Origin of the sequence: Symbiobacterium thermophilum IAM 14863, assembly GCF_000009905.1 — a bacterium.
In the GTDB taxonomy this organism is placed as follows: Bacteria; Bacillota; Sulfobacillia; order Symbiobacteriales; family Symbiobacteriaceae; genus Symbiobacterium; species Symbiobacterium thermophilum.
This window is the reverse complement of the sequence record NC_006177.1, coordinates 592,644-617,046: the sequence shown is the minus strand read 5'-3', so window position 1 is coordinate 617,046 and position 24,403 is coordinate 592,644. Positions and strand designations below refer to the sequence as shown.

Below are 24,403 nucleotides of genomic sequence, written 5' to 3'. Positions count from 1 at the left end.
GGGGTCCGATGCGAAAGGCTCTCGCCCCGGGCCACCCGATGATGTGGCCAGGGACGAGAGCCTGTGAGTGCTCCCGCGGTTCCACCCTGATTGGCGCCCCCTGGGGACGCCCACCTCTGCCGTGATGCGATTCTCGCTCCCGGGCGCCGTTCCCCGTGCCTGCCCGCCCTGCTCGCACCGGGTGCAGGGCTCTCTGCCAGAGCCGGCTGGCGGGTACTCCTCCCGTTCCTCGCTAGCAATGGATGCTAGCAAGTCGGGACTGGCGTGTCAAGGGGTGGAAAGCGGCACCATGATCAGGACATCTAAGCGAAGGAACCTAACCATCAATGATGAATCTATATTCCATTCGAAAACTGAGGGGATCGGAGGGTTATCATTGCGTCGTTTTATCGCCTTCGTACTTGCCGCGTTCGTTGCGCTGGCCTCCTTCCCGCGGGCAGAGGCCGCCACCTACTGGCAGCTGGTGGAAGAGGGCAACCGGCTGGCCGAGGCAGGAAAGGCCGAGGAAGCCCTGCCCTACTGGCTCCAGGCCATCCCGATGATCATCGCCGACGGCAACAAGCGGATGGCGGGCTACTACGCGCAGCAGGTGGCCTACACCCTGGACGAGCTGGGCCGTTCCGAAGAGGCGCTTCCTTATTATGAGATGAAGGTCCAGTTCTACCGGGAGACCGGGGTCCCCGACGAGCAGATGAGGTGGGACATCCTCCGCATCGAGCAGCTGAAGCCTCGGCTGGAAGTGTTCGTCGCACGCCCCACGGCCGGCGTGAAGCCCGGGGATCTGGCCAAGCACGAGCCCGCATTCGGCGCGCTCTACGGGGGCACCGTCGATCACGACCCCGCGGTCTACGACGACCTGGACCGGGCAGCGGCCACCTACGGCAAGCCCTACGGCATGGTGATGGTCTACAACTCGGTGGCCGAGTACGACTACCTCAATGTCTCCAGCTTGGTCCTGGAGAAGGGCGTCCCCCTGCAGATCGCCTGGCAGCCCACCCGCGGGCTCCAGTCGGTGACCGAGCCCGTGGTGCGGGCGTACGCCCGGAAGCTGGCCGAGTACGGCCAGCCGGTCTACCTTCGGTTCGGCAACGAGATGAACGGCAACTGGGTGCCGTGGTACGGCAACCCGGAACTGTACAAGGAGAAGTTCCGGCTGGTGGCCCGCATCATGCGCGAGGAGGCGCCCAACGTGGCGATGGTCTGGGCCCCCAACTACGTGGGCGCCGACTACATGCAGTACTACCCGGGCGATGAATGGGTCGACTGGGTGGGCGTGAGCGCGTACCACGACGCCTACTTCCTCGCGGACGTGAACCAGAGCGACATGACGAACGGCCTGTACTACCAGGGCCAGAAGGCGAATCCGCTGGACAAGTTCAAGGAGATCTACGAGCGGTTCGCAGATCGCAAGCCCATCATGATCGCGGAGACGGGGTACAACTACTCCAACGACACGCCCGAGGCCCGCAGGCTCGGCCTGCCCATCTACGACGCCTCCGAATGGGCGGCGCAGACGGCGCGCTACGTGTACGCCTACCTGCCCATGGTCTACCCGCGCATCAAGATGGTCGGTCACTTCAACAACCCGCGCACCGGTGACAAGGCCGCGTACACCATGTCGCAGAACCGCACGCTCCTGAACGCGGTCCGCGAGGCCATCGCCGACGACTGGTACCTCTCCAGCCTGGATCAGGTTCCGGAGAACTACTGGCATCCCATCGAGCAGGCCACCCTGCACGGAAAGACCCGCGTGGCCAGCTACGTCTGGCTGGGCGACCGGGGGCTCGGCAAGGTGGAGTACCGGCTGGACGGCCGGCTGGTGGCCACCAGCCACAAGGTGCCGTACGTCGCCGACGTTGACCTGACCGGCCTCACCGGCGAGCATGTGCTCACGGTCCAGGCGTACGACAAGTCGGGCCGGCTGGCCGCCGAGCGCAGCTACACCTTCGACGCCTCCGCCGTGAAGGTGAAGCTGGACGGCCGGGTGCTGGACTTCGCCAAGCAGCCGGTGAACGAAAACGGCCGGATCCTCGTCCCGTTCCGGGCCATCGCCGAGGCGCTGGGCGCCGACGTGCAGTGGAATGCGCAGACCCGCACGGCCATCGCCCGGAAGGGCGGCACCGAGCTCCGCCTCACCATCGACGACCCCGTGCCCGTCCTGAACGGCAAACGGCTGGACCCGCTCCAGGCGCCGGCCCGCAACGTGGGGGGGCACACCATGGTCCCCGCCCGGGTCTTCGCCGAGGCCTTCGGCATGAAGGTCGACTGGGACGGCCTGACCCGGACCGTGCTCATCGAGTCGCCGTAGCCCGAGGCTGCGCCGCTGGCCGGGCGATCATGCCAGCGGCCGGAGCCCCATCCCGGGGTTCCGGCCGCTTCTTCGCTTTCGGCACTCTCCTGACTATCCCTGCCGCAGCCCCTGGAGCCGGAATCCCTCGGCCAGCAGGTGGAAGGCCGCCGCCGAGACGCCCAGCGCCAGGCCGGGGAAGAAGGGGATCCAGGGAGAGCCCAGGATGGCCGTGCGGTTCGCCCCCAGCATCTGCCCCCACTCGGGCAGGTACTCGATGTAACGGATCCACCCGTCGCCGCGCACGGCCACCGTGCCGCCCACGTAGATGCCGAAGACGGCCAGTTGCCCCATGAGGAGCAGCACCCAGGCCATCTCCGAGGAGAACATCACCGCCAGGTCGGCGCGCATGAGCGGCAGCACGTGGCGCCGCAGGATCCGCCATGGCGTCGCGCCCAGCGCCCGGGCGGCCTCCACGTGGGGCACCACGATCTCCTCGGCCCGCCGCCGCACCTGCTCCGCCATGCGCGGGGCGCCGGAGAGCACCAGCATGGCCACGTAGGTCGCCAGCCAGCCCTTCTGCCCCGGCACCAGCCAGCGCAGTCCGCCCAGGGTCATGGCGACCAGCGCCAGGGCCGGGATGGAGCCGAACCCCACGGCCATGGCCTGGACGATCCGGGCCGCACGGCCGCCGGTCCACCCGGCCCGCAGGCCCGCCGGCAGCGCGATGACCGCCCGCAGGACGATCACCGCCGCCGCCAGGCCCAGGGTGTAGCGGGCGCCGTAGATCACGCGCGAGAGCAGGTCCCGCCCCACCATGTCCGAGCCCAGCACGTAGCCGAACTCCCCGGGAGCGAAGGGCGCCAGGCGCAGCTTCCGGCCCTCCATCTGCACGTGGACCCCCAGGTGCGGGTCCGGGAGGGAGACCACCTCCGGCAGCACGAGGAGCGCGACCAGACCGGCCGTCAGGACGAGTCCGACCACGAGCGGAGCGTTCAGCCGCCTCATACGGTGCCCCCTCCCTTCAGCAGGGGGTTGGCCAGGGCGCGCAGGGTGACGGCCAGCCCGTCCATGACGACGAACCACGTGCAGAAGATCAGCCCGATGCTGGCCACCACGGCCGGCTGGCCGTAGCTGAGTCCCCGCATCAGCCCGGAGCCGATGCCGTAGTGGTTGGTCAGCACCTCCACCACCAGCTGGCTCGAAAGGGTCACGTTGAGCATGGCCGGCATGCCGTTGAGGGCCCGGGGGAGCGCGTTGCGCATGGCGTGCTTCAGCACCACCAGCACCTCGGGCACCCCCTTGGCCCGGGCGGTGCGGATGTAGTCCTCCCGCATCGCCTCATCGAGGGCGGTGGAGATCAGCCGGGCCGTATAGGCCATCGGGATGATCGACAGGGCCAGCAGCGGCAGGATCCACCCCCGCTCGCCGCCCTGCACGCCCAGGACCGACCAGAGGCGCACGCCGAAGTTTCGGTAGGACCAGATGGTGAGCATCTGACCCAGCAGGATCAGCAGGAAGTCCGGGATGGAGACACCCAGGATGGAGAGGCCTACAGAGAAGATGCGCGCGCCGCGGCTGCCCAGCACCAGCCCGCCCAGCAGCAGCCCCGCTGCGATGCCCGCCGCCAGGGCGACGGCGAACAGCTGGAAGGAGAGCCACCAGGTATCCCGGAGCAGGGGAAGCAGCGGAAGGCGGCTCTGCGCCGTGCCGTACCACCTTTCCACGGTGAGCGTCCCCTCGAACAGCCCGACCAGGTAGTTCCGGACCCCGGCGCCGTACTTGGCCGCGGACCAGGTGTAGCTGAACTGAGCCCCCGCGTCCTGCAGCGGCTCGATCCGGTACTTCCGGGTGGCGTCGGTCCGCACCTCCCCCAGCGTGCCCGGCGCGGCGGCCTCACCGGTCACCTCCACCCCCTCCGGCAGCATGGCCACCAGCACAACAATCACGGCGGAGAGGGCGAGAAGCCCGACCCGCACCGCCCAGCTTCGCAACACCGTCGACCACAGACCCATCGGTTCCGTCTCACCTGCTTTTCCCATTCCACAAGTCCGGTTCAACCGCGGCAAGACCAACTACCTGACCATCAGATCCCGCTCGCGGAGCCCCTCGGCCAGGAGGTGGAAGCCGGCCGCCGTGAGGCCGATCGCGAGGCCCGGGTAGAACGGCAGCCAGGGGTAGCTGAGGAGGTAGGGGATGTTGGTGCCCAGCATCTGGCCCCACTCGGGCAGGTACTCCGCGACGGCGATGTTGCCGCTGATCGTCTCCACCTGGACGGCTCCGCCGGGATGGACGCCGAACACGGCCAGCTGCGCCATGATCATCAGCACCCAGGCCATCTCGGACGGCGCCATGACCAGCAGGTCCGCCCGCATGATGGGCAGCACGTGGCGCCGCAGGATGCGCGCCGGGCGGGCGCCCAGCGCCTGCGCAGCCTCCACGTGCGGCATCAGGGCGATCTCCTCGGTCCGGCGGCGCACCTGCTCCGCGATGCGGGGGGCGCCTGCGAGGCCCAGCACCAGCACGTAGGCGACCATCCACGCGTTGCCGCCGAGGAAGAACGGCCACAGGCCCCGCAGCACGATGTAGACCAGGACCAGCGCCGGAAGCGATCCAAAGCCGGCCGCCGCGGCCTGCTCCGCCCGTGCCAGCCAGCCGCGCCGCCACCCGGCCTGCAGCCCGACAGGCAGGGCCAGCGCGAAACGGATGAGGTTGATCATCAAGGCCAGACCCACCGTGATCCGGGCGCCGTAGACCAGGCGGGACCAGTAGTCCCGGCCCAGGAAGTCAGAGCCCAGCACGTACCCCAGCTGCCCCGGCTGGTAGGGCGGAGCCACCAGGCGCCGTCCCTCCATCTGCAGCAACACGCCCTGCTGCGGGTGCGGCAGGTCGCAGAGGAAGGGAAGCAACAGCACCACTCCGAGGCCGCCGAGCAGCACGAGGCCGATGATCAGCGAAAGGGGAATGCGCCGCATCACGCCCCCTCCCTCAGGCGCGGATTGGCCAGGATCCGCAGGGTGTTGGCCAGCGCATCCAGCAGGCCGAACCACAGGCAGAACACCAGCCCGGTGGTGGCCACCATCCGGCTCGACCAGTTCGCCATCAGTCCGCCCGCCAGGCCGTTTACATTCGCGAGGACCTCGATGATGACCATGCTGGAGAGCGCGTTCCCCATGATGGTCGGGAAACCGCCCAGCACGCGCCCCAGCACGTGGCGAAGCCCGTGCTTCATCACCACCCGCGCCTCCGACAGCCCCTTGGCCCGGGCGGTGCGGATGAAGTCCTCGCGCATCACCTCGTCGAGGCCGCCGGCCACCAGCCGGGCGGTATAGGCCATCGGCCCCAGGCTGAGGGCCAGCAGGGGCACCAGCCACCCGCGCTCTCCCCCGGAGGGGCCCAGCACGGAGTAGAGCCGGATGCCGAACTCCCGGTAGGTGAAGATGGTCAGCATCTGGAGCAGGAGCACAACCACGAACTCCGGCAGCGCCATGCCGGCCACCGAGATGCCCAGCGAAAACCCCCGGGCGGCCCCGCGCCGCAGGCTCAGCACGCCCAGCGCAAACCCGGCGGCCATCCCGAGCACCAGCGCCCGGGAGAGCAGGCGCAGCGAAACCACCATCCGCTCGCGCACCTGGGGCAGCACGGGTTCCGGAATCTGGACCGGCCCCGATTCGGTCCACCGATGGCTGTAATCGGTCACCTGACCGGTGACCAGTTCACGCACGTACGTCACGACCGCCTGCCCGTACTGGGAGACCGACCAGTGTGCGCGGGGCTTTCGCGCCACCGGTTCGGGCTCGAGGATGAAGGGCTGCATGGACTCCGTCCGCACGCCCCACACCACCCCCACCGGCAGGTCGCCCTCTTCGACCCAGAAGACGCCGGCGGGCAGCCAGGTCAGGCCGATCACGAGCAGCCAGGAGGCCAGCATCATCGCGAGACGGCTGAGCCAGAGGCGCACCAGCGGTCGCATATGCACCACCTCCCGGCCCCGGGGGAGCCGGCTATTTGCTCCATAGGACGACCGCTGGCTGACCAGCGTTCGATATAAATGTAATCACTTGAATTGACGTACCATGACATACTTCAAGGGTCCCGGCATCCTTGCAGCCGGGACCCTTCGCCTCTGGCACCATTCAGCCGCCTCAGCGGGCGGATCGCAGCGTGTCCAGAAACTCCTTCGATTTCAACCGCCGCTCGGTGCGCGCCAGGATGTACGCGGAGAGCGCCCGGTCGATTTCGGCGGCCAGCTCGCCCGAGAGGCGGACCATGTGCGCGCGGCGGATGTCGCCGTCCAGCAGCCGCTTCATGGTCTCCAGGGCCCCCAGCGAGAGCCTGAGGGCCCCCTCCCCCTCGTCGGTGCACTGGGGGCAGAGGACCCCTCCCAGGACCGGGGCAAACCGCACGCCGCCGTTCTGCTGCACCGCCTCGGAACCGCAGCCGACGCACGCCGCCAGGCTCGGGCGGAACCCGAGCATGGAGAGGAGCTTCAGCTCAAAGGCCCTGAGCAGCGGCTCGGGATCCCGGTCGGGCTCCCCCCACAGGTGAAGGCTGGTGAGCAGCAGCAGGTAAGGCGCCTCCTGCCGTTGCCGCTCGGGCAGCAGCGCGTCCACCAGCTCGCAGGCGTACGTGGCGTAGGCCATGCGCACCAAGTCCTCCCGCAGCTGGCGGAACGATTCCACGATCTCCACCTGGCTCAGGGTGTCGAGGCTGCGGCCGGAGAAGAGCTGGGCCCGCACGTGCGAAAAGAGCTGCGTCGCCGCCGCGAACCGGTTGCGGGGCCGGCGGGCTCCCCGGGCCACCGCCTCCACCTTCCCCTCCTCCCGGGTGAGGAGCACCACGATCTTGTCCGCATCCTGGAAGTTGCGCACCCGGATGACGATGCCGTCCACGTTGTAGAGTGCCACGTAGCCACCTCCGCCGTTCTGCACTCATCATAACACAGGAGCTGTGACCCGGATCACTTCACCTCTCGGAAGGACAGGAGATACTGAAAATAAATCTCACCGTCACTGGAGGGGGTCACCATGAACTCGCCCGCGCGGCCCAACCCGGTCCGCTTCCCCCTGCTCCTGCTGGGCATCCTCACCCTGCTCGCCGCGCTGTGGGCGGGCATGCTGCGCATCGGCCTGGCGCTGCCCTCCCTGAGCCCCACGCTGTCGGGCGGTCACGGCCCGCTGATGATCTCGGGCTTCCTGGGCACCGTCATCGGCCTGGAGCGGGCGGTCGCGATGGGCCGCCCCTGGATGTTCGCCGCCCCCGCCCTCGCGGCCGCGGGCGGTCTGCTGATCCTCTGCGGGGCGCCGGCCGCGGCGGGGGCCCTGAGCATGGCCCTGAGCAGCGCCGCCCTCATCCTGCTCTTCACCCGGATCGTCAGGGTTCAGCCCACGCTGTTCAACTACGTGCTGACCCTGGCGGCGGCGGTCTGGCTGGGCGGCAACCTCTCCTGGCTCTTCGGCACGCCCATTACGCACGTCGTCCCCGCGTGGGCGGGGTTCCTGGTGCTCACCATTGCCGGCGAGCGGCTGGAGCTGGCCCGCCTCGTCCGCATCTCCCGGGGCGGCACCGCCGCGTTCCTTGCCGTCCTCGCGGTCGTGGTGGCGGGGGCGGCTCTCACCCCGTTCCACTACAGCCTGGGATGGCGGGTCACCGGACTCGGCCTGGCCGCGCTCTCCCTGTGGCTGCTGCGGTACGACATCGCCCGGCGCACCGTGCGCACTCGGGGGCTGACCCGGTTCATCGCCCTCTGCATGCTGCCGGGCTACTTCTGGCTGCTGGTCGGCGGGCTCATCCCCCTGCGGTACGGATTCATCTATGGGGGCATCTACGACGCGGCCCTGCACGCGGTCTTCCTCGGCTTCGTCTTCAGCATGATCTTCGGCCACGCACCGGTGATCTTCCCGGCAGTCCTGGGGGTGCGCATGGCGTTCACTCCCCGGTTCTACAGCCACCTCGTCCTGCTGCACCTCTCTGTCCTGCTGCGGGTGGGCGCGGGGCTGGCCGAGTGGCTGCCCGGGCGGCAGTGGGCGGTTGTCCTCAACGTTGCGGCCGTGCTGCTCTTCCTGCTCAACACCGTGCGGTCGGTACGCCGGAAGCCCGCCCAACTTCGTTAAGGTACTTAACGAAATATGCGCTGTTGCATATAGGTGACTGTCATGCTATAAGGAGAGGTAAAGATGTAGCGTTTTATGGGGTGGGCCCTTGTACCCGCCTCGTTCGTCGTGTTCTCGCCCTGGGGCGAAGGGAGTGAGACGGTGGCACGGAACGGCCCGCTGGAACAACAGAAGCGCCGTCTTCTGCTCGTCGCGCTTCCCATCGCCTCGGCGGCGGCCTTGTTTGAGTGGGCGCTCCTCCGCCGCAGCGGCCAGGCACCATCGCCCCTGCTCCTGGCCGGTGCGGCGTTTGCGCTCTTGCTGGCCCTCCTGCTCTGGCGGCGTAGGCGAAGCCTGCGCTTCGTGGAAACCGTCCTGACGGCCGGCATCGCCGTGGGGCTCTTCGTGTTCCTCTACCTGGGCCTGTTCTCCGCCGATTCCCTGTCCCTGGAGCGGTTCGCCCGGCTGAGCCCGTGGGTCTCGGTCGCACTGGCAGGCCTGCTCGTGATCAGCGGGACCCGTAGGTCGGTCTGGATCGGCACGGCCGTCTACCTGGGGCTGCTGGCGCTGGGTCTGGTCCGCCTGTTCCGGGCGGGCCCCCAGCCGACGCGCGAGGCCCTCTTCGGGCCGCTGGCCCATTTCTACCTGGCCAACGCGGTGCTGCTCTGGCTGATGCACGCCTGGTCCGAACTGCAGCGGCAGTACGCCCGGACCCGGCAGATCGCCCGGTCCATGGCCAGCCTGGCGCACACCGATCCCCTGCTGGGCATCCCCAACCGGCGGCAGATGGAGCTGCTGATCGAGCAGGAGATCCGCTGCGCGGAGGAGGGCGGGCAGCCCGCCACGATGATCATGTTCGACGTGGACCGCTTCAAGCAGATCAACGACATGTACGGGCACGAGGCGGGCGATGCCGCCCTGCGCGCGGTCGCAACCACGGTGCGGCAGGCGCTGCGCGCCACTGACCACGTGGGGCGGTGGGGCGGCGACGAGTTCATCATCCTGGTCCGGGTGAACGAGACCGCACAGGCGTACCAGCTCGCCCAGCGGGTCGGCGAGGCCGTCCACCAGAAACTGAGCGAGCACTTCCCGATCGTGACCATCAGCCTCGGCGTGGCGCCCTACCGCCCCGGCGACACCGTCTCCTCCTGGGTCAGCCGGGCCGACGCGGCGATGTACCGGGCCAAGGAGTCCGGCCGGAACCGGGTGGTAGTGGGCTCCTGATACGGCGGACGGACACAGGCGGGGCCGTCCCGGGCAGAGTCATCTGCTCCCGGGACGGCCCCCCGTTCTTGTGCGGCCTATGCCTCCAGTCCGGCCAGGATCGCCACGCCGGCGCTGGCACCGATCCGGTTGGCTCCCGCGCCGATCATCGCGAGGGCGGTCTCCAGGTCCCGGACGCCGCCGGAGGCCTTCACGCCCATCCCGGCCCCGACGGTGCGGCGCATGAGCGCGATGTCGTGCACGGTTGCGCCGCCGGTCCCGAAGCCGGTGGAGGTCTTGACGAAGTCGGCGCCGGCCTCCTGAGCCAGCTGGCAGGCGATCACCTTCTCCTCGTCCGTCAGCAGGCCGGTCTCGATGATCACCTTCACCAGCGCCTCGCCCGCCACGGCCGAGACCACCGCGCGGATGTCGTTCAGGACGACGTCGCGCCGGCCGGACTTGAGTGCGCCGACGTTGATCACCATATCCACTTCCCGGGCGCCGCGGGCGACCGCGTCCTCCGCCTCCACCGCCTTGATCTCGCTGCGGTTGGCGCCCAGCGGGAAGCCGATGGTGGTGCACACCTTCACCTCCGTCCCGCTGAGCAGCTCCGCACACAGCGGCACCCAGTAGGGGTTCACGCAGACGGACATGAACCCGTGCTCCCGTCCCTCTGCGCAGAGCTGGCGGATCTGCGCCTCGGTCGCGTCGGGCTTCAGCAGGGTGTGGTCGATCATTCGGGCCAACTCTCGGCGCGTCATCTGCCTGGCGTCCATGGCGACTACCTCCTCCATCATTTGCGGGCGGCAGGTCTCTGCTGCGTAGTGTTCCTTGATCGTTGGTGTGATTCGCTGGCGCACCAATGATCCCCTGCATCGGGGTGCCGGGGCTGGAAATCTCAGGGGCCATGCCGGGTATCGCTAACAGTTCAGCCATACATTATGCATAGACCTATTTAAGCAAGGTACGTTACCCTAGATACGACTTCGGACGTCCACAAACGCTGAATTCCCACCAGGAAACGGGGGACCCAGAATCCACCAGGGGCCAAGCGCAGTGGCTTCACTGCCCGGGCGACACTCCTGCCGTCCGCGCCCGTCAGCTAACCCCGTAAGCGTCGCAGGGGGAGACCATCTCCTCCGTCTTGGGGCATCGCCGGGTCACATCCGGAAAAGGAGGAGAAAGCATGCGGATCAACAAGATCAAGGGGCTTGCGATTGCTCTGGCCGTCGCCGCCTCTGCACTCACTTTCTCGGCCCCGGCCTCCGCGGCCACCATTTACGTCACCTACCAGACGCCCGTGCGTTACACCACCTCGAACCTGCTGAACCGCTACGTCACGCTTGTCACCGTGCGCTGGTCCAGTGGCCAGACCACCGTGAAGCAGACCGTGCCGACCCAGCAGACGACGTGGAAGCAGACGACCTCCATCCAGACGCAGCCGTCGCCGTCCAAGCCGACCACGACCCAGACGAGCACGCCGCAGACCTCGACGCCGACGCAGCAGACGACGCCGCAGACCCAGACCACCTCCGCCGGCCTCACCGCCGCCGAGCAGCAGATGCTGAACCTGGTCAACCAGGAGCGGGCCAAGGCGGGCCTGAAGCCGCTGCAGGCGGACGCCCAGCTGACGAAGCTGGCCCGGATGAAGAGCCAGGACATGATCAACAAGGGTTACTTCAGCCACAACTCCCCCACCTACGGCTCGCCGTTTGACATGATGAAGGCCTACGGCGTCTCCTACCGGACCGCGGGCGAGAACATCGCCGGCAACCAGTCGGTCCAGGCGGCGCACACCGCGCTGATGAACTCGTCCGGCCACCGGGCCAACATCCTGAACGCCAACTACACCCACGTGGGCATCGGCATCGTCGAAGGCGGTCCGTACGGGATGATGTTCACGCAGATGTTCGTCGGTCGGTAACCCACGACAGGCAGACCCCTGCCGCACATGCGGCGGGGGTTTTTCCTCTTGCCCCGTCCCGGGATGATCCGCGGCCGGGTTGGACTGGCCGATCTGGCACCGGTAGGGTCCACCGAACAGGAGCCGTACTGTGCCTTCGTTCAGTTCAGTAGCTTTCGCCTGGTCCCAAAATAGACCGCTCTGGCCCTCTCGGGCGATTGACGGACTTCACGGACAGGATTAGCATGAAAGATGAACTGGTAATGACAAGTAGTGACCACTTTCCCGGCTGACATGCCCCAACGTTGATCGCGAGAGACAGGTGAGTCTGCATGCTGGACAAGCAGAGCCCCACCCCCCTGTACAACCAGTTGGTGGACCTCCTCATTCGGACCATCCAGACGTCGATGAAACCCGACGACCCGCTGCCCTCCGAGCGGGAGATCTGCGAGAAGTACGGCGTCAGCCGGACCACGGTCCGCGCGGCGCTGAGCGAACTGGAGGACCTCGGGTACATCTACCGCCGCCACGGCAAGGGCACCTACGTCTCCGCGCTATGGAAGGAGATGAAGAACCTCTCCGAGTTCTACAGCTTCACGGAGCACATGAGGCAGCTCGGGATGAAACCGGAGACCCGGATCCTCTCCTTCGAGACGGGGGTGGCCAACCGCCCCACGGCCGAGCGGATGAAGATCGGCGAAGGCTCCGCCATCTACCGGCTGCGCAGGCTGCGCCTGGCCGACGGCCTGCCGATGATGCTGGAACTGACCTTCATCCCGGTCCACCTGTTTCCCGGGCTGACCCTGGAGATGCTGCAGAGCATGCCGCTGTACGACCTCTACTCCAGGCGGTTCAACCAGGAGATCCGGTACGCGGACGAGGAGTTCTACGCCTCCCTCGTCCAGGACAAGGAAGCCGAGCTGCTCGGCGTGCCGGTGGGTTCCCCGTGCCTCAGGCTGGTGCGCACCACCTGCAACCTGGACAACCGGGTGATCGAGTTCACCCTCAGCGCCGCCCGGGCAGACCAGTTTGTCTACAAGATCCGGCACCGGCGGAGGTAGCCGGATGCACTTGATCGACACCAAACACCACGTCAGGAGGAGATTCCCATTCTTACAGCATCGGTGGAGGAACTGAAGCGGTTGGGTGCGGCGCTCACGGCGCGGGAGATCGCCCAGCAGCCGGAGCTCTGGGCCGAGACGTTCGCCACGTACCGAAGGGAGCAGGCGCGCTTCGAAGGGTTCCTGCAGACCATCCGGGAGCGGCACGGGCGGGTGCGGGTGCTGTTCGCCGGTGCCGGCAGCTCGGCTTACGTGGGCGAGACGGTCCTGCCGTTCGTGAAGCGGCACGGCGACGAACACGCCTTCGAATTCCAGGTCACCCCGACGACCAGTCTCGTGGCCGATCCGACCAGCTACCTGCGGGCCGATCAGCCGACCCTGCTGGTGAGCTTCGCCCGCAGCGGCAACAGCCCGGAGAGCGTGGCGACGGTCCACCTGGCGAAGCAGCTGGTCCCCGATCTCTACCAGATCATCATCACCTGCGCGCCGGACGGCAACCTGGCACGGCAGGCCGACGGCGACGAGCGCAGCCTGCTCTGGCTGATGCCCCAGCGCGCCAACGACCAGGCCTTCGCGATGACCGGCAGCTTCACGTGCATGGTGCTGGCGGCCCTGCTCCTCTTCGACCGGCGCCCGCTGGCGGAAAAGGAACGGTACGTCAGCCAGATCTGCGCGCTGGGACGGAGCGTGATCGAACGCGAAGCCGAGATCGCGGCGCTGGCCGGCCTCGACTTCGGGCGGATCGTCTACCTGGGCTCCGGCCCGCTGGCGGGCATCGCCCGCGAGGTGCAGCTGAAGATCCTGGAGCTGACCGCAGGCAGGATCGCCACCCTGTTCGACACGTCGCTGGGGTTCCGGCACGGCCCCAAGTCGTTCGTGGACGAGCAGACGCTGGTCTTCGTGCTCATTTCCAACGATCCGTACACCCGCAAGTACGACCTGGACATGCTGCGGGAGCTGCACGACGACGGCATCGCCCGGCTGGCCTGCGGCGTGCTGGCAGACGACGGAGACGGACCGGCGGCGCCCACGTTCGGGTTCCCTGCGGCGTACGCGGCGCTGCCGGACGGGTACCTGGCCCTGCCCTTCGCCCTCTTCGGCCAGATCCTGGCGCTGCACACCGCGGTGAAGCTGGGCAACACGCCCGACACGCCCAACCCCAGGGGCACGGTGAACCGCGTCGTGAAGGGCGTGACGATCCACGAGTTCCCGCAACACGGGTGAAGGCAGGCGACCGCATCCGGCCGTCGATCTGGCAGCCCGACCCGTGACAGTGGCGAACCCCCGCCAGTCCTCCGACTGGCGGGGGTTCGCCTTGCGTGGCAGCAACGGTCAACCCTTGAGCAGCCTGGCCAGGTCCCGCGCGGTCATGCCCTGGATGTACCGGCCGACGTCCAGCGGCTCCAGGGCCGCCTCCAGGTTCCCGTCCAGGGGCAGCCCCACCAGGGCGGCTTCCAGCTCCGCCAGTTCGCCGCTGCCGAAGAAGTCGCCGTAGATCTTCACCGCCTGGATCCGCCCCCGGTCCGCCTGGAGGTAGACGGTGACCAGGCCGAAGTCGAACCGCTCCTCCAGCCGCACGTCGTAGGCGGGGGAGGCACCGTAGTTCCACTCCCACGTGGCGTACTTCTCGTCCCGCAGCCGCCGGACCTCGTCCAGCTGCTCGGGGGTGAGCGCCATGGTCTCCAGGCCCTCCGCCTCCAGGATGTAGCCCTTCAGCAGGGACTTGAACTCCTCCATGGCGATGGGCCGGGGGGCGTGGGCGTTGATGGTGGTCACCCGGCTGCGCACCGACTTCACACCCTTGGACTGGAACTTGGCCTCCCGCACCTTCAGGGCGTTGACCACCACCTCCAGGTTGGAGTCCAGCATGATGCAGCCGTGGTGCATGATGCGCCCCCGCCGGACGTACTGGGCGTTCCCGCAGAACTTCCTCCCGTCGATGGTCAGGTCGTTGCGGCCGGTGAACTCCGCCTTCACGCCCAGCCGCTCCAGGGTCTTGATGACCGGCACGGTGAAGACGGCGAAGTTGAAATCGGGGGCGGCGTCCTTGTCCACGATGAACGTGTAGTTCAGGTTGCCGTTGTCGTGGTAGACCGCCCCGCCTCCGGAGAGCCGACGGACGACGCGGATGCCGTGCTCCTCCACGTACCGCTGGTTGATCTCCTCGTACGTGTTCTGGTGCCGGCCGACGACGACGGTGTTCTCGTTCTGCCAGAGGATGAAGTAGGACTTGGTGGGATCCAGCTTCTCGAAGACGTACTCCTCGAAGGCCAGGTTAAAGTAGGGGTCCGTGCTGCCTGTCTCCAGGTAGATCATGCCACAGAACTCCTCTCGCGCAGTCGCGCCGGTATGGGACTATCCTATCCGATTCTCCCCCTCCGGCCCGACCCCTTCTCTTCGGTACGTCCGGCCGCGAACGAGGCCGGTCGCGATGTCAGCCCTTTCGGGCATCCCGGGACTAGACTTTGGTATAGGCCTACCCTGCCTGCGCACAATGGGGCTGACGCCGAAGACCGGTTGACCCTGTTCAGAGGCGGGCTGTATAATATACAGGAAACTGTAGATTGGAAGGGGTGGATTGGGATGATTCGCTTCGCCGTAGGCGGCCAGGTCGACAAGAAGAAGGTTGCCGATCTGGTGCGAAAGGTCGGCGGAAGTGCGGTCCAGGTCACGGAGCACAGCGATCTGGAGGCGGCCATGCAGGTGAAGAACGGCAAGGCCGACTACTACATCGGCGCCTGCCACACCGGCGGCGGCGGCCTTGCCATGGCCATCGCCATGCTGGGCAAGGCGCGGTGTCTCACCGTCTCCATGCCGGGCCGTCCGCCGAAGGAGGAAGAGATCCGCAAGGCCGTGGCCGACGGGGTGAAGGCCTTCGCCTTCACGGCCGACCACGCCGAGCAGGCGGTGTCCATGATCGTCCGCGCCATTCTTGAGAGGGGTCAGGCGTGATGTCCCTGGTGACGCACCCGCTCCCCGCCCTCTCCCCCGCGGAGGCGGCAACCCTCCAGTGGCGGCTGGTCGACCTGATCCACACCCACTTCGACGGCCATGAGATCCTGCAGGCCGGCGACCTGGGTGTGGTGCCCGGGCTCGGGAGGCCCCGGACGACAGCCCGGGTGGAGCGCGTCCTCGCCGATTTCTTCGGCGGGGAAGCGGCCGCCCTGGTGCGGGGGGCGGGAACCGGGGCGATCCGGGCGGCCCTGCAGGCGATCCCCGGGGTACGGCGCATCCTGGTGCACCGGGCGCCCATTTACTCCACCACCCGCAGCACCATCGAAGCCATGGGGCTGGACGTGCTCCAGGCCGACTTCCACGATCCGGAGGAGCTGTCCCGGAAGGCGCGGGAGGCCGACCTGGCCCTGGTCCAGCACGCGCGGCAGCGGCTGGACGACCGGTACGCCCTCGGGGAGGTCATCCGGACCCTGCGCAAGGCGGCGCCGGGGCTGCCCATCATCACCGACGACAACTACGCGGTCTGCAAGGTGCCCGCGATCGGCGTCCAATTGGGAGCCACGGCCTCGACCTTCTCGCTCTTCAAGCTGCTGGGCCCCGAGGGCGTGGGGTGCGTCGTCGGCGCTGCCGACGTGGTCGAGCGCATCCACCGCGCCGCCTACTCCGGCGGGCTCCAGGTGCAGGGGCCCGAGGCGATGGACGCCCTCCGGTCGCTGGTCTACGCCCCCGTGGCCCTGGCGCTGCAGGCACAAGTGGTACAGGAGGTGGTTGACCGACTCAACGCCGGCGAGGTGCCGGGGGTGGCCTGTGCGGCGGTGGCCAACGCCCAGTCGCGGGTCGCCCTGGTGCAGCTGTGCGAGCCCATCGCCGACCGGGTGCTGGAGGTCGCGCCGCGGTTCGGGGCCGCACCCCATCCGGTGGGCGCCGAATCCCGCTACGAGGTCGCGGCCATGTTCTACCGCGCCTCGGGCACGATGCTCGCCGACCGGCCCGACCTGGCCCCGTTCCTGCTGCGGATCAACCCGATGCGGGCGGGCGCCGACACGGTGATCCGAGTGCTCCGGATGTCTGTGGAAGCTGCAGTAAAGCCGTAAAAGGAGAGATGTCGCGTGGAGACGCTCCAGCTTGTGGTCGCGGCTCTCATGGGCGGCCTGGCCGCCTTCCTGGCTCAGCAGGGAATCGCCGTCTTCAACGACGGCCTGCGTCCGCTGCTGCCCGAGTTCCTCGAAGGGCGGATGAACCGCCGTGAACTGGCGCTCACCTCCTTCGCGCTCTGCTTCGGCCTGGTCATCGGTTTTGGCATTCCCTTCTCCCTCACCAGCCAGATCATCCTGATCCACAGCGTGTTCCTCGCCACCGACATCATCGGCACCTCGTCCCCCAACAAGTGGCTGGCAGCCGGCCTGGGCGCCGCCTGGGGCGTGCTCCTGACCATCGGCCTGCAGGCGCTGGTCGACCTCTTCGCACTGCTGCCCGTGAACTTCCTGGACGCCCTGGGCCAGGTCAGCTCCCCGATCACCGCCGCCTTCGCGGTCTTCCCCGCCCTCGCGGTGGCCCTGCACCACGGCTGGAAGAAGGGTGCGATCACCTTCGCCCTGCAGATGCTGGCCCGGCAGATCGTGGTGCGTGTCAATCCCATCCAGTTCGGCACCGCGAGCATCAACCTGAACGCGGAAGGCACGGCCCTGGTCATCGGTATGATCCTGCTGCTGGTGTTTGCGGCCCGTGAGAAGGCCGAGGTCACCGCTGACGCCAGCCTCGCGGCCGTCTTCTCCGACCGGGTGCAGCGGATCAAGAAGAACGTCCTGGTGCTCTCGATCATGGGCGCCCTGGTGGCCGCCGCCGCCAACCTGGGCGTGGTGGCCGGCGACCCGATCAGCCTGGGCCTGGCCGCCGAGGGGAACATCGTCGACGCCGGCATCGCGGCCCTGGCCCGCGGCATCGGCTTCGTGCCCCTGGTCGCCACCACCGCCGTTGCGACCGGCGTCTACGGCCCCGTCGGCATGACCTTCGTCTTCGCGGCGGGCTTCTTCTCCCCGCACTGGATCGTGGCCGCCATCCTCGGCGCCGTCATCGTCTTCCTGGAGGTCATGCTCCTCGACGTCATCGCCCGGTTCCTGGACCGGTTCCCGGGCGTCCGGGCCGCCGGCGAGCACATCCGTACCGCCATGACCAAGGTGCTGGAGATCGCGCTGCTGGTGGGCGGCATGATCGCCGGCAACGCCATGGCCCCGGGCCTGGGTTACTTCATCGTCGCGGCGATCGTCGTGCTGAACGAGGCGGCCGGGCTGCCGGTGAACCGGCTGGCCATCGGCCCTGTGGCCGCGATCCTCACCGGCATCCTGGTCAACATCCTGAAGGTGCTCACCCTCTTCTCCTAACCGGCTCGCGCAGGGGTGCGCCGTATGCCACAATGAGGGGGGCGGGGCTCAACCCCCGCCCCCTCACTGAGGGGGGAGCTGTGCATGAACCGGTGGCAGTCGGACCTGTACCGAAAGTACGGCCGGGTCGCCATGCAGATCGCCGCCGATCTGCTGGCGCTGCGGCCCGGAGACCGCATCCCGCGCGTGCAGGACTACGCCCGGCGGTGTGAGACGGGCAACGGCACGGTGCAGAACGCCCTGCGCTCGCTCATCGAGGCCGGCGCGGTGCAGGTGGAGGCCCGGGGCCACAAGGGCACGTTCCTGGTCCAGGCTGACTACCGCAAGCTCCGGGAGATCGCGGGCCTCGCCTCGCTGCTGGGGCTCATGCCCCTTCCCTACACCCGGCGCTACGAAGGGCTGGCTTCCGGCCTGTACGAGGCGGTGCGGCAGAGCGACCTGCCCTTCAGCATCGGCTACATGCGGGGCGCCCGCAACCGGATCGCCGCCCTGCACCGCGGGCAGGCCGACTTCGCGGTGCTCTCCCGCCTGTCGGCCGAGTTGGCGGTGGCGGAGGGCGGCGTCGTCATCGTCATGGGGCTGGGGCCGCAGACCTTCGTCTCCCAGCACGGCATCCTGCTGGCCCGCCCCGAGTACACGGGCATCACCGACGGGATGCGGGTGGGCATCGACCCGCAGACCCTGGACCAGGCGTGGCTGACCGCCGCGGAGTGCCGGGGCAGGCAGGTGGAGTTGGTGGAGATCCCCTACTCCCACCTGCTCCAGCGGCTCCGGGAGGGGCAGATCGACGCCGCCATCTGGAACCTCGACGAGCTTTCCTCGGGCACGATGGAGATCTACTCCCGGCCGCTGCAGAGCCCGGAGGCCCGCCGGATCGCCGAGTCCTCGTCGGAGGCCGTCCTGGTGATCGACGCCAACCGGCCCGATCTGGAGCGGCTCCTGCCGGAGATCATCGACCCCGCCCTCGTGCGCCGCGTCCAGGACGAGGTGCTGGAGGGCAAGCGAATACCCTCATACTAGCTAGCGGCCTGCAGGCCGGAAGACCAGGGAGTGAGTCCGTTGTCGTTGGAAATGCGGCTCCGTCTGCTGCAGGAGAGCGGGCAGATCAGCCCGGAGGTTGCGGAACTGACCCGATGGATCCTGAAGCGGGTGGAAGAGCGTTACGACATGACCGTGACCGAGGAGAACGGCGCCATGTTCACCACCCACCTGGCGGTGGCCCTGGAGCGGTTGCGCTCGGGCCAGGCCATCGATGAGATGGTGTCGGAAGGGCTGGCCGAGGTGAAGGCCTACCCCGAGGAGTGGGCGTTCGTCAACGAGGTCGTGGCCGGGGAGGCCGGGCGCCGGCTGGGCGCCAGGGTGCCGGAGGCCGAGGTCGGCTACCTCACCGCGCACCTGATCACGCTGGTCCGGCCGGATGGGCTGTGATCACCCGGTGGCGCCGGTCGCTGGCGGCCGCCCGCGCCAATCTGGGGCGCTCCGTCGCCGCGCTGGCGCCCGGCGCGGATGCGACCGATCCGGGGAATGAGGTTCTCCGCCTCGGCATCAAGGACACCCCCGCCATCGGCGATGAGCTGCGCCGGCGGCTGGCCGCCGAACCCGGCCTGGCGTGGCTGACGGTGGACCGGGCGGCGCCGGGCGGGAGGGCGGTCGACACCGGCCTGCTCAACCCGCTCACCGGCAGGCCCATGACCGGGTCCACCAGCGGCGGCCCGGTCAACATCCTGCTCGGCATCATCGACCTGTGTGTGGGTACCGACGGCGGAGGCTCGGTGCTGGGCCCTGCCGCCGCCACCGGCCTGGCCGGCATCATCGGTTCCGGCCTCGGCCTCACCTGTCCGGTGGAACGCGTCTCCACGGACGGCTTTGCGTTTCGGCCCGCCCTGGGCGTCATCGCCCGGGACTGGCCCACCGCCCGCACGGGCTTCCGCGCCCTGCTGCGGGCCTCCGGTGCCGCGGAGCCGCCTGCGGCATCGCTCGCGGGACTGCGGGTTGCGTTGCCCCGCCCGGGCTCCGTGACCCTGCCCGACGGGGCGGACATGGCGGCGGAACTGGAACCTTACCTCCGTCCCCTCTGGGCGGCCGGGGCGGAACCGGTCGCCGTGGACATGACGGGCATTGCGGCGAGGGAGCGCGCCATGGCCCTGCTGCGGGAGATCTGGGCCACGGCCGACCTGGCCGTCACGCTGGAAGGGCCCGTGGACCTGTTCGGCCTGGGGGATTCCGTGGTGGGCTCGCTGGGCCCGCCCGGCGCTGCGCTGCAGGCGCGGGGCGGCAAGTACCTGTTGCGGGCACTGAACCTCGTGGGCTGCACGGGCATTGCCCTGCCGGTTCCCCGCCTTTCCTCGGGCCTGATCCTGGCCGGCCCGCCCGGCCCCGTGGGCGCCGCCCGCGCCCTGGCCGCGGCGGACCTGCTGGCCCCATCCCTGCGAATGCCCCCGCTCTTTGAGCGTTACTTCTTTCAGCTTCCCTGACCGCGAACACCAACACCGGGGAGGTTTGCCGCATGGCCCATATCATGACCGTTCTCGGCCCCCTGGACCCGAAGGAACTCGGTCCCACGCTGATGCACGAGCACCTGTTCATCGACCTCTCCGGGCGGAAGAAGGATCCGGACACCGTGCTGGACGACCTGGACCTGGCCTGTGAGGAGGTGGCGCACCTGCAGCGGGCCGGTGGCCGGGCGCTGGTGGAGGTCACCTGCCACGGCATGGGGCGCCGGCCGGAACTGCTCCGGGAGGTCGCCCGCCGGACCGGGCTGCAGGTCGTGGCCGCCACCGGCTTCTACCAGCAGGCCTACCACCCGCCCTACGTGGCCGAACGCTCCGCGGAGGAGCTCGCGGAACTGCTGATGCGGGACATCCAGGAGGGGATGGACGGCACCGACGTCAAGCCGGGGATCCTGGCCGAGATCGGCACCTCGAAGGGCGAGATCCGGCCGGACGAGGCCAAGGTCTTCCGGGCCGTGGCCCTGGTGCACAAGTGGACCGGCCTGCCCATCTCCACCCACTGCACCCTGGGGACCATGGGGCTGGAGCAGCTGGACCTGTTGGAGTCCCTGGGGGTCGACCCGGCCCGGGTGGTGATCGGCCACCAGGACCTGACCGACGACCTGGAGACCCACGTCGCCCTGGCCCGGCGGGGCGCCACGGTGGCTTATGACACCGCCGGCAAGGAGAGTTACATGCCGGACGCCGTCCGGGTCCGCCTGATCACCGGCATGCTGGAGAGGGGCCTGGCCGACCGGGTGGTCCTCTCCATGGACGTGACCCGGCGCTCCCACCTGAAGGCCAACGGGGGGTACGGCTACAGCTACCTCTTCGACCGGCTGGTGCCCGCGCTCCGGGCCGCCGGCGTCAGCGAGGCCGAGCTGGAACAGATGCTGGTGCTGAACCCGCGGCGGATCCTGACCGTCGCCTGAGGTTCGGCCCGAGAGGAGAGAAGTCGATGTTCCTCGAGGTCACCGCGCGCCGCAACCCCCGGCTGATCGACGCGGCCCTGCGTTTCCACGCCGAGGGGCGGCTGCCGCCCAACACCTATGTACTCGATCTGGATGCCATTCGGAACAACGCCCGCACGCTGGCCGAAGCGGCCCGGCGGGAAGGGATTCAGCTCTACTTCATGTCCAAGCAGCTCAACCGCAACCCGCAGGTGATCGCCGCGGTGGCCGAGGCCGGGATTCCCCGGGGCGTGGCGGTGGACATCGACGACGCAAGGGCGTTCCGCGAGGCGGGCGTCGCGCTCGGCCACGTGGGCCACCTGGTTCAGATCCCCCGGGCTTTCCTGCCGCAGGTGCTCTCCTGGCGGCCGGAGGTGATGACGGTTTTCGGCCTCGCCCAGGCCAGGGCGGTGAGCGATGCGGCTGTCGGGCTGGGGCTCCGGCAGGATGTGCTGCTCCGGGTGGCCTCCGGCTGCCTGTACCCTGGCCAGGAAGGGGGAATCCCCCTCGGGGAGCTGCCCGCGGTGGCCCTGGCGATCAGCCGGTTGCCCGGGGTGCGGGTGGCGGGGGTCACCGCCTTCCCCTGCCTGGTGGCGGAGGACGGCCGGCCCGTTGCCACCCCCAACCTGGAGGCAGTGACCCGGGCCGCCGCCTTGCTGCGGGACGAGCTGGGGATGGAGATCGCCCAGGTGAACGCCCCCTCCCTCACCTGCGCCGCCACGCTGGCGCTCCTGCGGCAGGCAGGGGCGACCCACGGCGAGCCGGGCCACGCCATCACCGGCACCACCCCGCTGCACGCCGTCTCCGACCAGCCGGAGCTCCCGGCCATGGTCTACCTCACCGAGGTCTCGCACACCTACGGCGGCCGGGCCTACGTCTACGGCGGCGGCAGCTACCCGCGGGGCCACATGCAGAACGCGCTGGTGGGGACTGCCCTGCGCCGGGCCCCCCTGCACCGCCCCGCCGCCGAGAACATCGATTACTACCTGACGCTGGACGATCCCCTGGCCCGGGAGGGAGAGCCCGTCGTCGCCGCGTTCCGCACGCAGGCGTTCACCGCCCGGGCCAACCTCGCCCTGGTGGAGGGTGTCCAGCAGGGCGCCCCGCGGCTCGCCGGCCTGTACGACCGGGCGAACCGACCTCTCGACCTCACGATCTAGATGAAACGAGGTGTCGGTATGGCAAAGCGAGCGATTGTACTGGTGCTTGACGGCTTCGGCGTCGGGGCCATGGCGGACGTGGAGCAGGTGCAGCCCCGGGACGCGGGCGCCCACACCCTGGCCAGCCTGGTCAGGTCCCAGGGCGCCCTGCGGATTCCCAGCCTGGTGCGGCTGGGGCTGCCCCACATCGCCCCCGAGGCGGGGCTGGAGCCGGCGGGCCCGCCGCTGGCCGCGTGGGGCCGCTGCAACCTGGCCCACTGGGGCGCTGACACCTTTGCCGGCCACAACGAGATCCAGGGAAACCGGCCCCTCCGGCCCGTGATCTCCCTGTTCTCCACGGTGGCCGGCCAGGTCCGGGCCCACCTGGAGCAGGCCGGACACCGGGTCGAGGACGCCCTGCCGGGAGGCTCCGCCCTCCTGGTGGACGGGCAGATCCTGGTGGGGGACAACCTGGAGACCGACCCCGGCCGCATCTACAACGTGACCGGTCCGCTGGACACGGTGCCCTTCGAGCGGATCCTGGAGGTGGGCCGGCGGGTCCGCCAGGTGGTGCAGGTGAGCCGGGTGATCGCCCTGGGCGGCGTCGGCATCACCGTGGAGGACATCCTGGCCCACACGCGCATCACCCCGGCCGGTCAGACCGGCGTGGTCACGCCGGAGCTGCACATCTACAACGAGCACTACCGGGTGCGCCACCTGGGCTACGGCATCGATCCCGCCGTCCAGGCGCCGGAACTTGTGGCGTCCACCGGGCTCCCCGTGGCGATGATCGGCAAGATGGCCGACGTGGTGGAGTGCCCCTCCGCCCGCTGGCGGGACCCGGTGGTGGACACCGAAGCCGTGCTGGAGCAGGTGCTGGAGCAGCTGGAGCAGATGCCCGACGGCGGCTACATCGCCGCGACGGTGCAGGAGACCGACCTCATGGGCCACGAGCAGGACCCGGTCCGCTACGCGGAGGTCCTGGCCCGGGCCGACCGCGGCATCGCCCGGCTGCTGGACCGCCTGCGCCCCGGGGACCTGCTGATCATCCTGGCGGATCACGGCAACGACCCGCTGATCGGCCACTCCCTGCACACCCGGGAGCAGGTGCCGCTTCTGGCCTTCGGCCCCGGCTTCCGCCCGGCCGCCCTCGGGGTCCGGGACACCATGGCCGACGTGGCGGCCACGGTGTGCGAGCACCTGGGCGCCCCGGCGCCGGAGTTCGGCACCAGCTTCCTCGGCCTGCTGACGGAAAAGTGATGGTCTCTGCACGCGGCGGCGCCCCGCCAGTCCCGGGACTGGCGGGGCGCCCCTGTGCTCCGCGCCGCGCGTACCGCGCGGGCGCAGGGGGAAGAATGAAAGGGAGGTGGTTGGTCATGAATCAGAGCACGCGGGTGCGCACCGTCGTCACCCTTCTCCTCCTCATCCCCCTCCTGCTCGTCCGGCCCGGCCGCCCTGCGGCGGCGCAGGAGGCCGACCCCTTCGCCTACTGCGCCGCGGTGGGCACGGTCGACCGGCCCGACCACCGCTGGACGGGGCCGCCGGTGCCCGACGCGGTGATCGAGGGGCTCATCCGGGCCGCGGGCCTGCCCGAGGACGCGCCCCGGGACCCGCTCCGCCGGTCCACCTTCTGGCGGTGCATGGGCGGCCACGTGTACGCCTGCTTCGTCGGCGCCAACCTGCCCTGCCAGGAGAAGGCGGACACCCGCCGGATCCCGAGGGCCGCCATGTGGCGGTTCTGCCGCGCGAACCCGGGGGCCGATTCGATCCCGGCCGTCGTGACGGGCCGGGCCACCGTGTACCAGTGGCGGTGCACGGGCAGCCGGCCGACCATTGTGCGCCAGGTGGACGCCCCCGACGCCCGGGGGTTCCTGAAGCGCATCTGGTACCGCATCAGCCCCAAGTAGCCACGGGCCCTGCGGACGGCGCCGCAGGGCCCGGTC

The 24,403-nt window shown here is 69.3% G+C and carries 23 protein-coding genes and 1 riboswitch; of the genes, 16 read left to right on the top strand and 7 right to left on the bottom strand.

The genetic code is table 11. The annotated features are described in order from the left end of the window. The first annotated feature begins 376 nt into the window (after positions 1-376). Positions 377-2,308: a stalk domain-containing protein gene (locus tag STH_RS02960; protein ID WP_043713182.1), complete on the top strand. Its 1,932-nt coding sequence runs from the start codon at positions 377-379 to the stop codon at positions 2,306-2,308. A 93-nt stretch (positions 2,309-2,401) separates the two neighbouring features. On the opposite strand, the gene STH_RS02955 is transcribed toward STH_RS02960, so the two are convergent. From STH_RS02955 to recO, 5 genes are all read right to left on the bottom strand, one after another. Then, entirely contained in the window at positions 2,402-3,295 is an 894-nt protein-coding gene (locus STH_RS02955; RefSeq protein WP_011194706.1) for an ABC transporter permease, read from the bottom strand. Beyond that, positions 3,292-4,302 (bottom strand): ABC transporter permease subunit, encoded by a 1,011-nt coding sequence (locus STH_RS16815; RefSeq protein ID WP_050742075.1) that lies wholly within the window; start codon positions 4,300-4,302, stop codon positions 3,292-3,294. The genes STH_RS02955 and STH_RS16815 overlap by 4 nt, the downstream gene beginning before the upstream one ends. Positions 4,303-4,362: 60 nt before the next feature. Continuing rightward, positions 4,363-5,262, bottom strand: coding sequence for an ABC transporter permease (locus STH_RS02945; protein WP_043713178.1), 900 nt, complete (start codon positions 5,260-5,262; stop codon positions 4,363-4,365). Next, the gene (locus STH_RS16810) at positions 5,262-6,260 is read right to left on the bottom strand and encodes an ABC transporter permease subunit (protein ID WP_050742074.1); all 999 of its coding nucleotides are present in this window, start codon (positions 6,258-6,260) and stop codon (positions 5,262-5,264) included. Before STH_RS16810 ends, STH_RS02945 begins: the two co-directional genes overlap by 1 nt. 172 nt (positions 6,261-6,432) lie before the next feature. Beyond that, positions 6,433-7,194 carry a DNA repair protein RecO gene (gene recO / locus STH_RS02935; RefSeq protein ID WP_011194702.1) on the bottom strand — a complete coding sequence of 254 codons (762 nt, stop codon included), beginning with the start codon at positions 7,192-7,194 and terminating at the stop codon, positions 6,433-6,435. A 120-nt stretch (positions 7,195-7,314) separates the two neighbouring features. Between recO and STH_RS02930 the strand changes: the two genes are divergently transcribed. Then, complete coding sequence (locus STH_RS02930; protein WP_043713173.1) at positions 7,315-8,400, top strand: hypothetical protein; 1,086 nt, start codon at positions 7,315-7,317, stop codon at positions 8,398-8,400. Between the two features lie 141 nt (positions 8,401-8,541). Next, positions 8,542-9,603 carry a GGDEF domain-containing protein gene (locus tag STH_RS16805; protein WP_158506826.1) on the top strand — a complete coding sequence of 354 codons (1,062 nt, stop codon included), beginning with the start codon at positions 8,542-8,544 and terminating at the stop codon, positions 9,601-9,603. Positions 9,604-9,680: 77 nt separating this feature from the next. On the opposite strand, the gene deoC is transcribed toward STH_RS16805, so the two are convergent. After that, positions 9,681-10,343, bottom strand: coding sequence for a deoxyribose-phosphate aldolase (deoC, locus tag STH_RS02920; protein WP_011194699.1), 663 nt, complete (start codon positions 10,341-10,343; stop codon positions 9,681-9,683). A gap of 230 nt (positions 10,344-10,573) precedes the next feature. Continuing rightward, a riboswitch (cyclic di-AMP (ydaO/yuaA leader) is annotated at positions 10,574-10,714 on the top strand. Between the two features lie 54 nt (positions 10,715-10,768). On the opposite strand from deoC, the gene STH_RS17670 reads away from it, so the two are divergent. The 3 genes from STH_RS17670 to STH_RS02905 all read left to right on the top strand — a co-directional run bounded on the left by STH_RS17670 (position 10,769) and on the right by STH_RS02905 (position 13,770). After that, the gene (locus STH_RS17670; RefSeq protein ID WP_083765920.1) at positions 10,769-11,506 is read left to right on the top strand and encodes a CAP domain-containing protein; all 738 of its coding nucleotides are present in this window, start codon (positions 10,769-10,771) and stop codon (positions 11,504-11,506) included. Between the two features lie 311 nt (positions 11,507-11,817). Next, entirely contained in the window at positions 11,818-12,546 is a 729-nt protein-coding gene (locus STH_RS02910; RefSeq protein ID WP_011194697.1) for a GntR family transcriptional regulator, read from the top strand. Between the two features lie 81 nt (positions 12,547-12,627). Beyond that, positions 12,628-13,770, top strand: a complete 1,143-nt coding sequence (locus STH_RS02905) for an SIS domain-containing protein (RefSeq protein ID WP_242654567.1) — start codon at positions 12,628-12,630, stop codon at positions 13,768-13,770. 108 nt (positions 13,771-13,878) lie between these two features. Here STH_RS02905 and STH_RS02900 read toward each other — a convergent pair whose 3' ends face one another. Then, positions 13,879-14,862 carry a lipoate--protein ligase gene (locus STH_RS02900; RefSeq protein WP_011194695.1) on the bottom strand — a complete coding sequence of 328 codons (984 nt, stop codon included), beginning with the start codon at positions 14,860-14,862 and terminating at the stop codon, positions 13,879-13,881. A gap of 267 nt (positions 14,863-15,129) precedes the next feature. On the opposite strand from STH_RS02900, the gene STH_RS02895 reads away from it, so the two are divergent. From STH_RS02895 to STH_RS02850, 10 genes are all read left to right on the top strand, one after another. Next, entirely contained in the window at positions 15,130-15,498 is a 369-nt protein-coding gene (locus STH_RS02895) for a DUF2620 domain-containing protein (RefSeq protein ID WP_043713168.1), read from the top strand. Next, positions 15,498-16,595, top strand: a complete 1,098-nt coding sequence (locus STH_RS02890; RefSeq protein WP_338054952.1) for an aminotransferase — start codon at positions 15,498-15,500, stop codon at positions 16,593-16,595. The genes STH_RS02895 and STH_RS02890 overlap by 1 nt, the downstream gene beginning before the upstream one ends. 15 nt (positions 16,596-16,610) lie before the next feature. Beyond that, a complete protein-coding gene (locus STH_RS02885; RefSeq protein ID WP_011194692.1) occupies positions 16,611-17,882 on the top strand; it encodes a YhfT family protein in 1,272 nt (423 codons plus the stop codon). 84 nt (positions 17,883-17,966) lie between these two features. Beyond that, positions 17,967-18,902, top strand: a complete 936-nt coding sequence (gene yhfZ, locus STH_RS02880) for a GntR family transcriptional regulator YhfZ (RefSeq protein WP_043713166.1) — start codon at positions 17,967-17,969, stop codon at positions 18,900-18,902. A gap of 39 nt (positions 18,903-18,941) precedes the next feature. Then, the gene (locus STH_RS02875) at positions 18,942-19,310 is read left to right on the top strand and encodes a PRD domain-containing protein (protein ID WP_148205464.1); all 369 of its coding nucleotides are present in this window, start codon (positions 18,942-18,944) and stop codon (positions 19,308-19,310) included. Then, positions 19,307-20,356 carry an amidase gene (locus STH_RS16795; RefSeq protein ID WP_011194689.1) on the top strand — a complete coding sequence of 350 codons (1,050 nt, stop codon included), beginning with the start codon at positions 19,307-19,309 and terminating at the stop codon, positions 20,354-20,356. Before STH_RS02875 ends, STH_RS16795 begins: the two co-directional genes overlap by 4 nt. Positions 20,357-20,388: 32 nt before the next feature. Continuing rightward, positions 20,389-21,303: a phosphotriesterase family protein gene (locus STH_RS02865; RefSeq protein WP_011194688.1), complete on the top strand. Its 915-nt coding sequence runs from the start codon at positions 20,389-20,391 to the stop codon at positions 21,301-21,303. 26 nt (positions 21,304-21,329) lie between these two features. After that, entirely contained in the window at positions 21,330-22,481 is a 1,152-nt protein-coding gene (locus tag STH_RS02860; protein ID WP_011194687.1) for a YhfX family PLP-dependent enzyme, read from the top strand. A gap of 18 nt (positions 22,482-22,499) precedes the next feature. After that, positions 22,500-23,720: a phosphopentomutase gene (locus tag STH_RS02855; RefSeq protein ID WP_011194686.1), complete on the top strand. Its 1,221-nt coding sequence runs from the start codon at positions 22,500-22,502 to the stop codon at positions 23,718-23,720. Positions 23,721-23,836: 116 nt separating this feature from the next. After that, complete coding sequence (locus STH_RS02850; protein ID WP_043713164.1) at positions 23,837-24,367, top strand: hypothetical protein; 531 nt, start codon at positions 23,837-23,839, stop codon at positions 24,365-24,367. Positions 24,368-24,403: the final 36 nt, after the last annotated feature.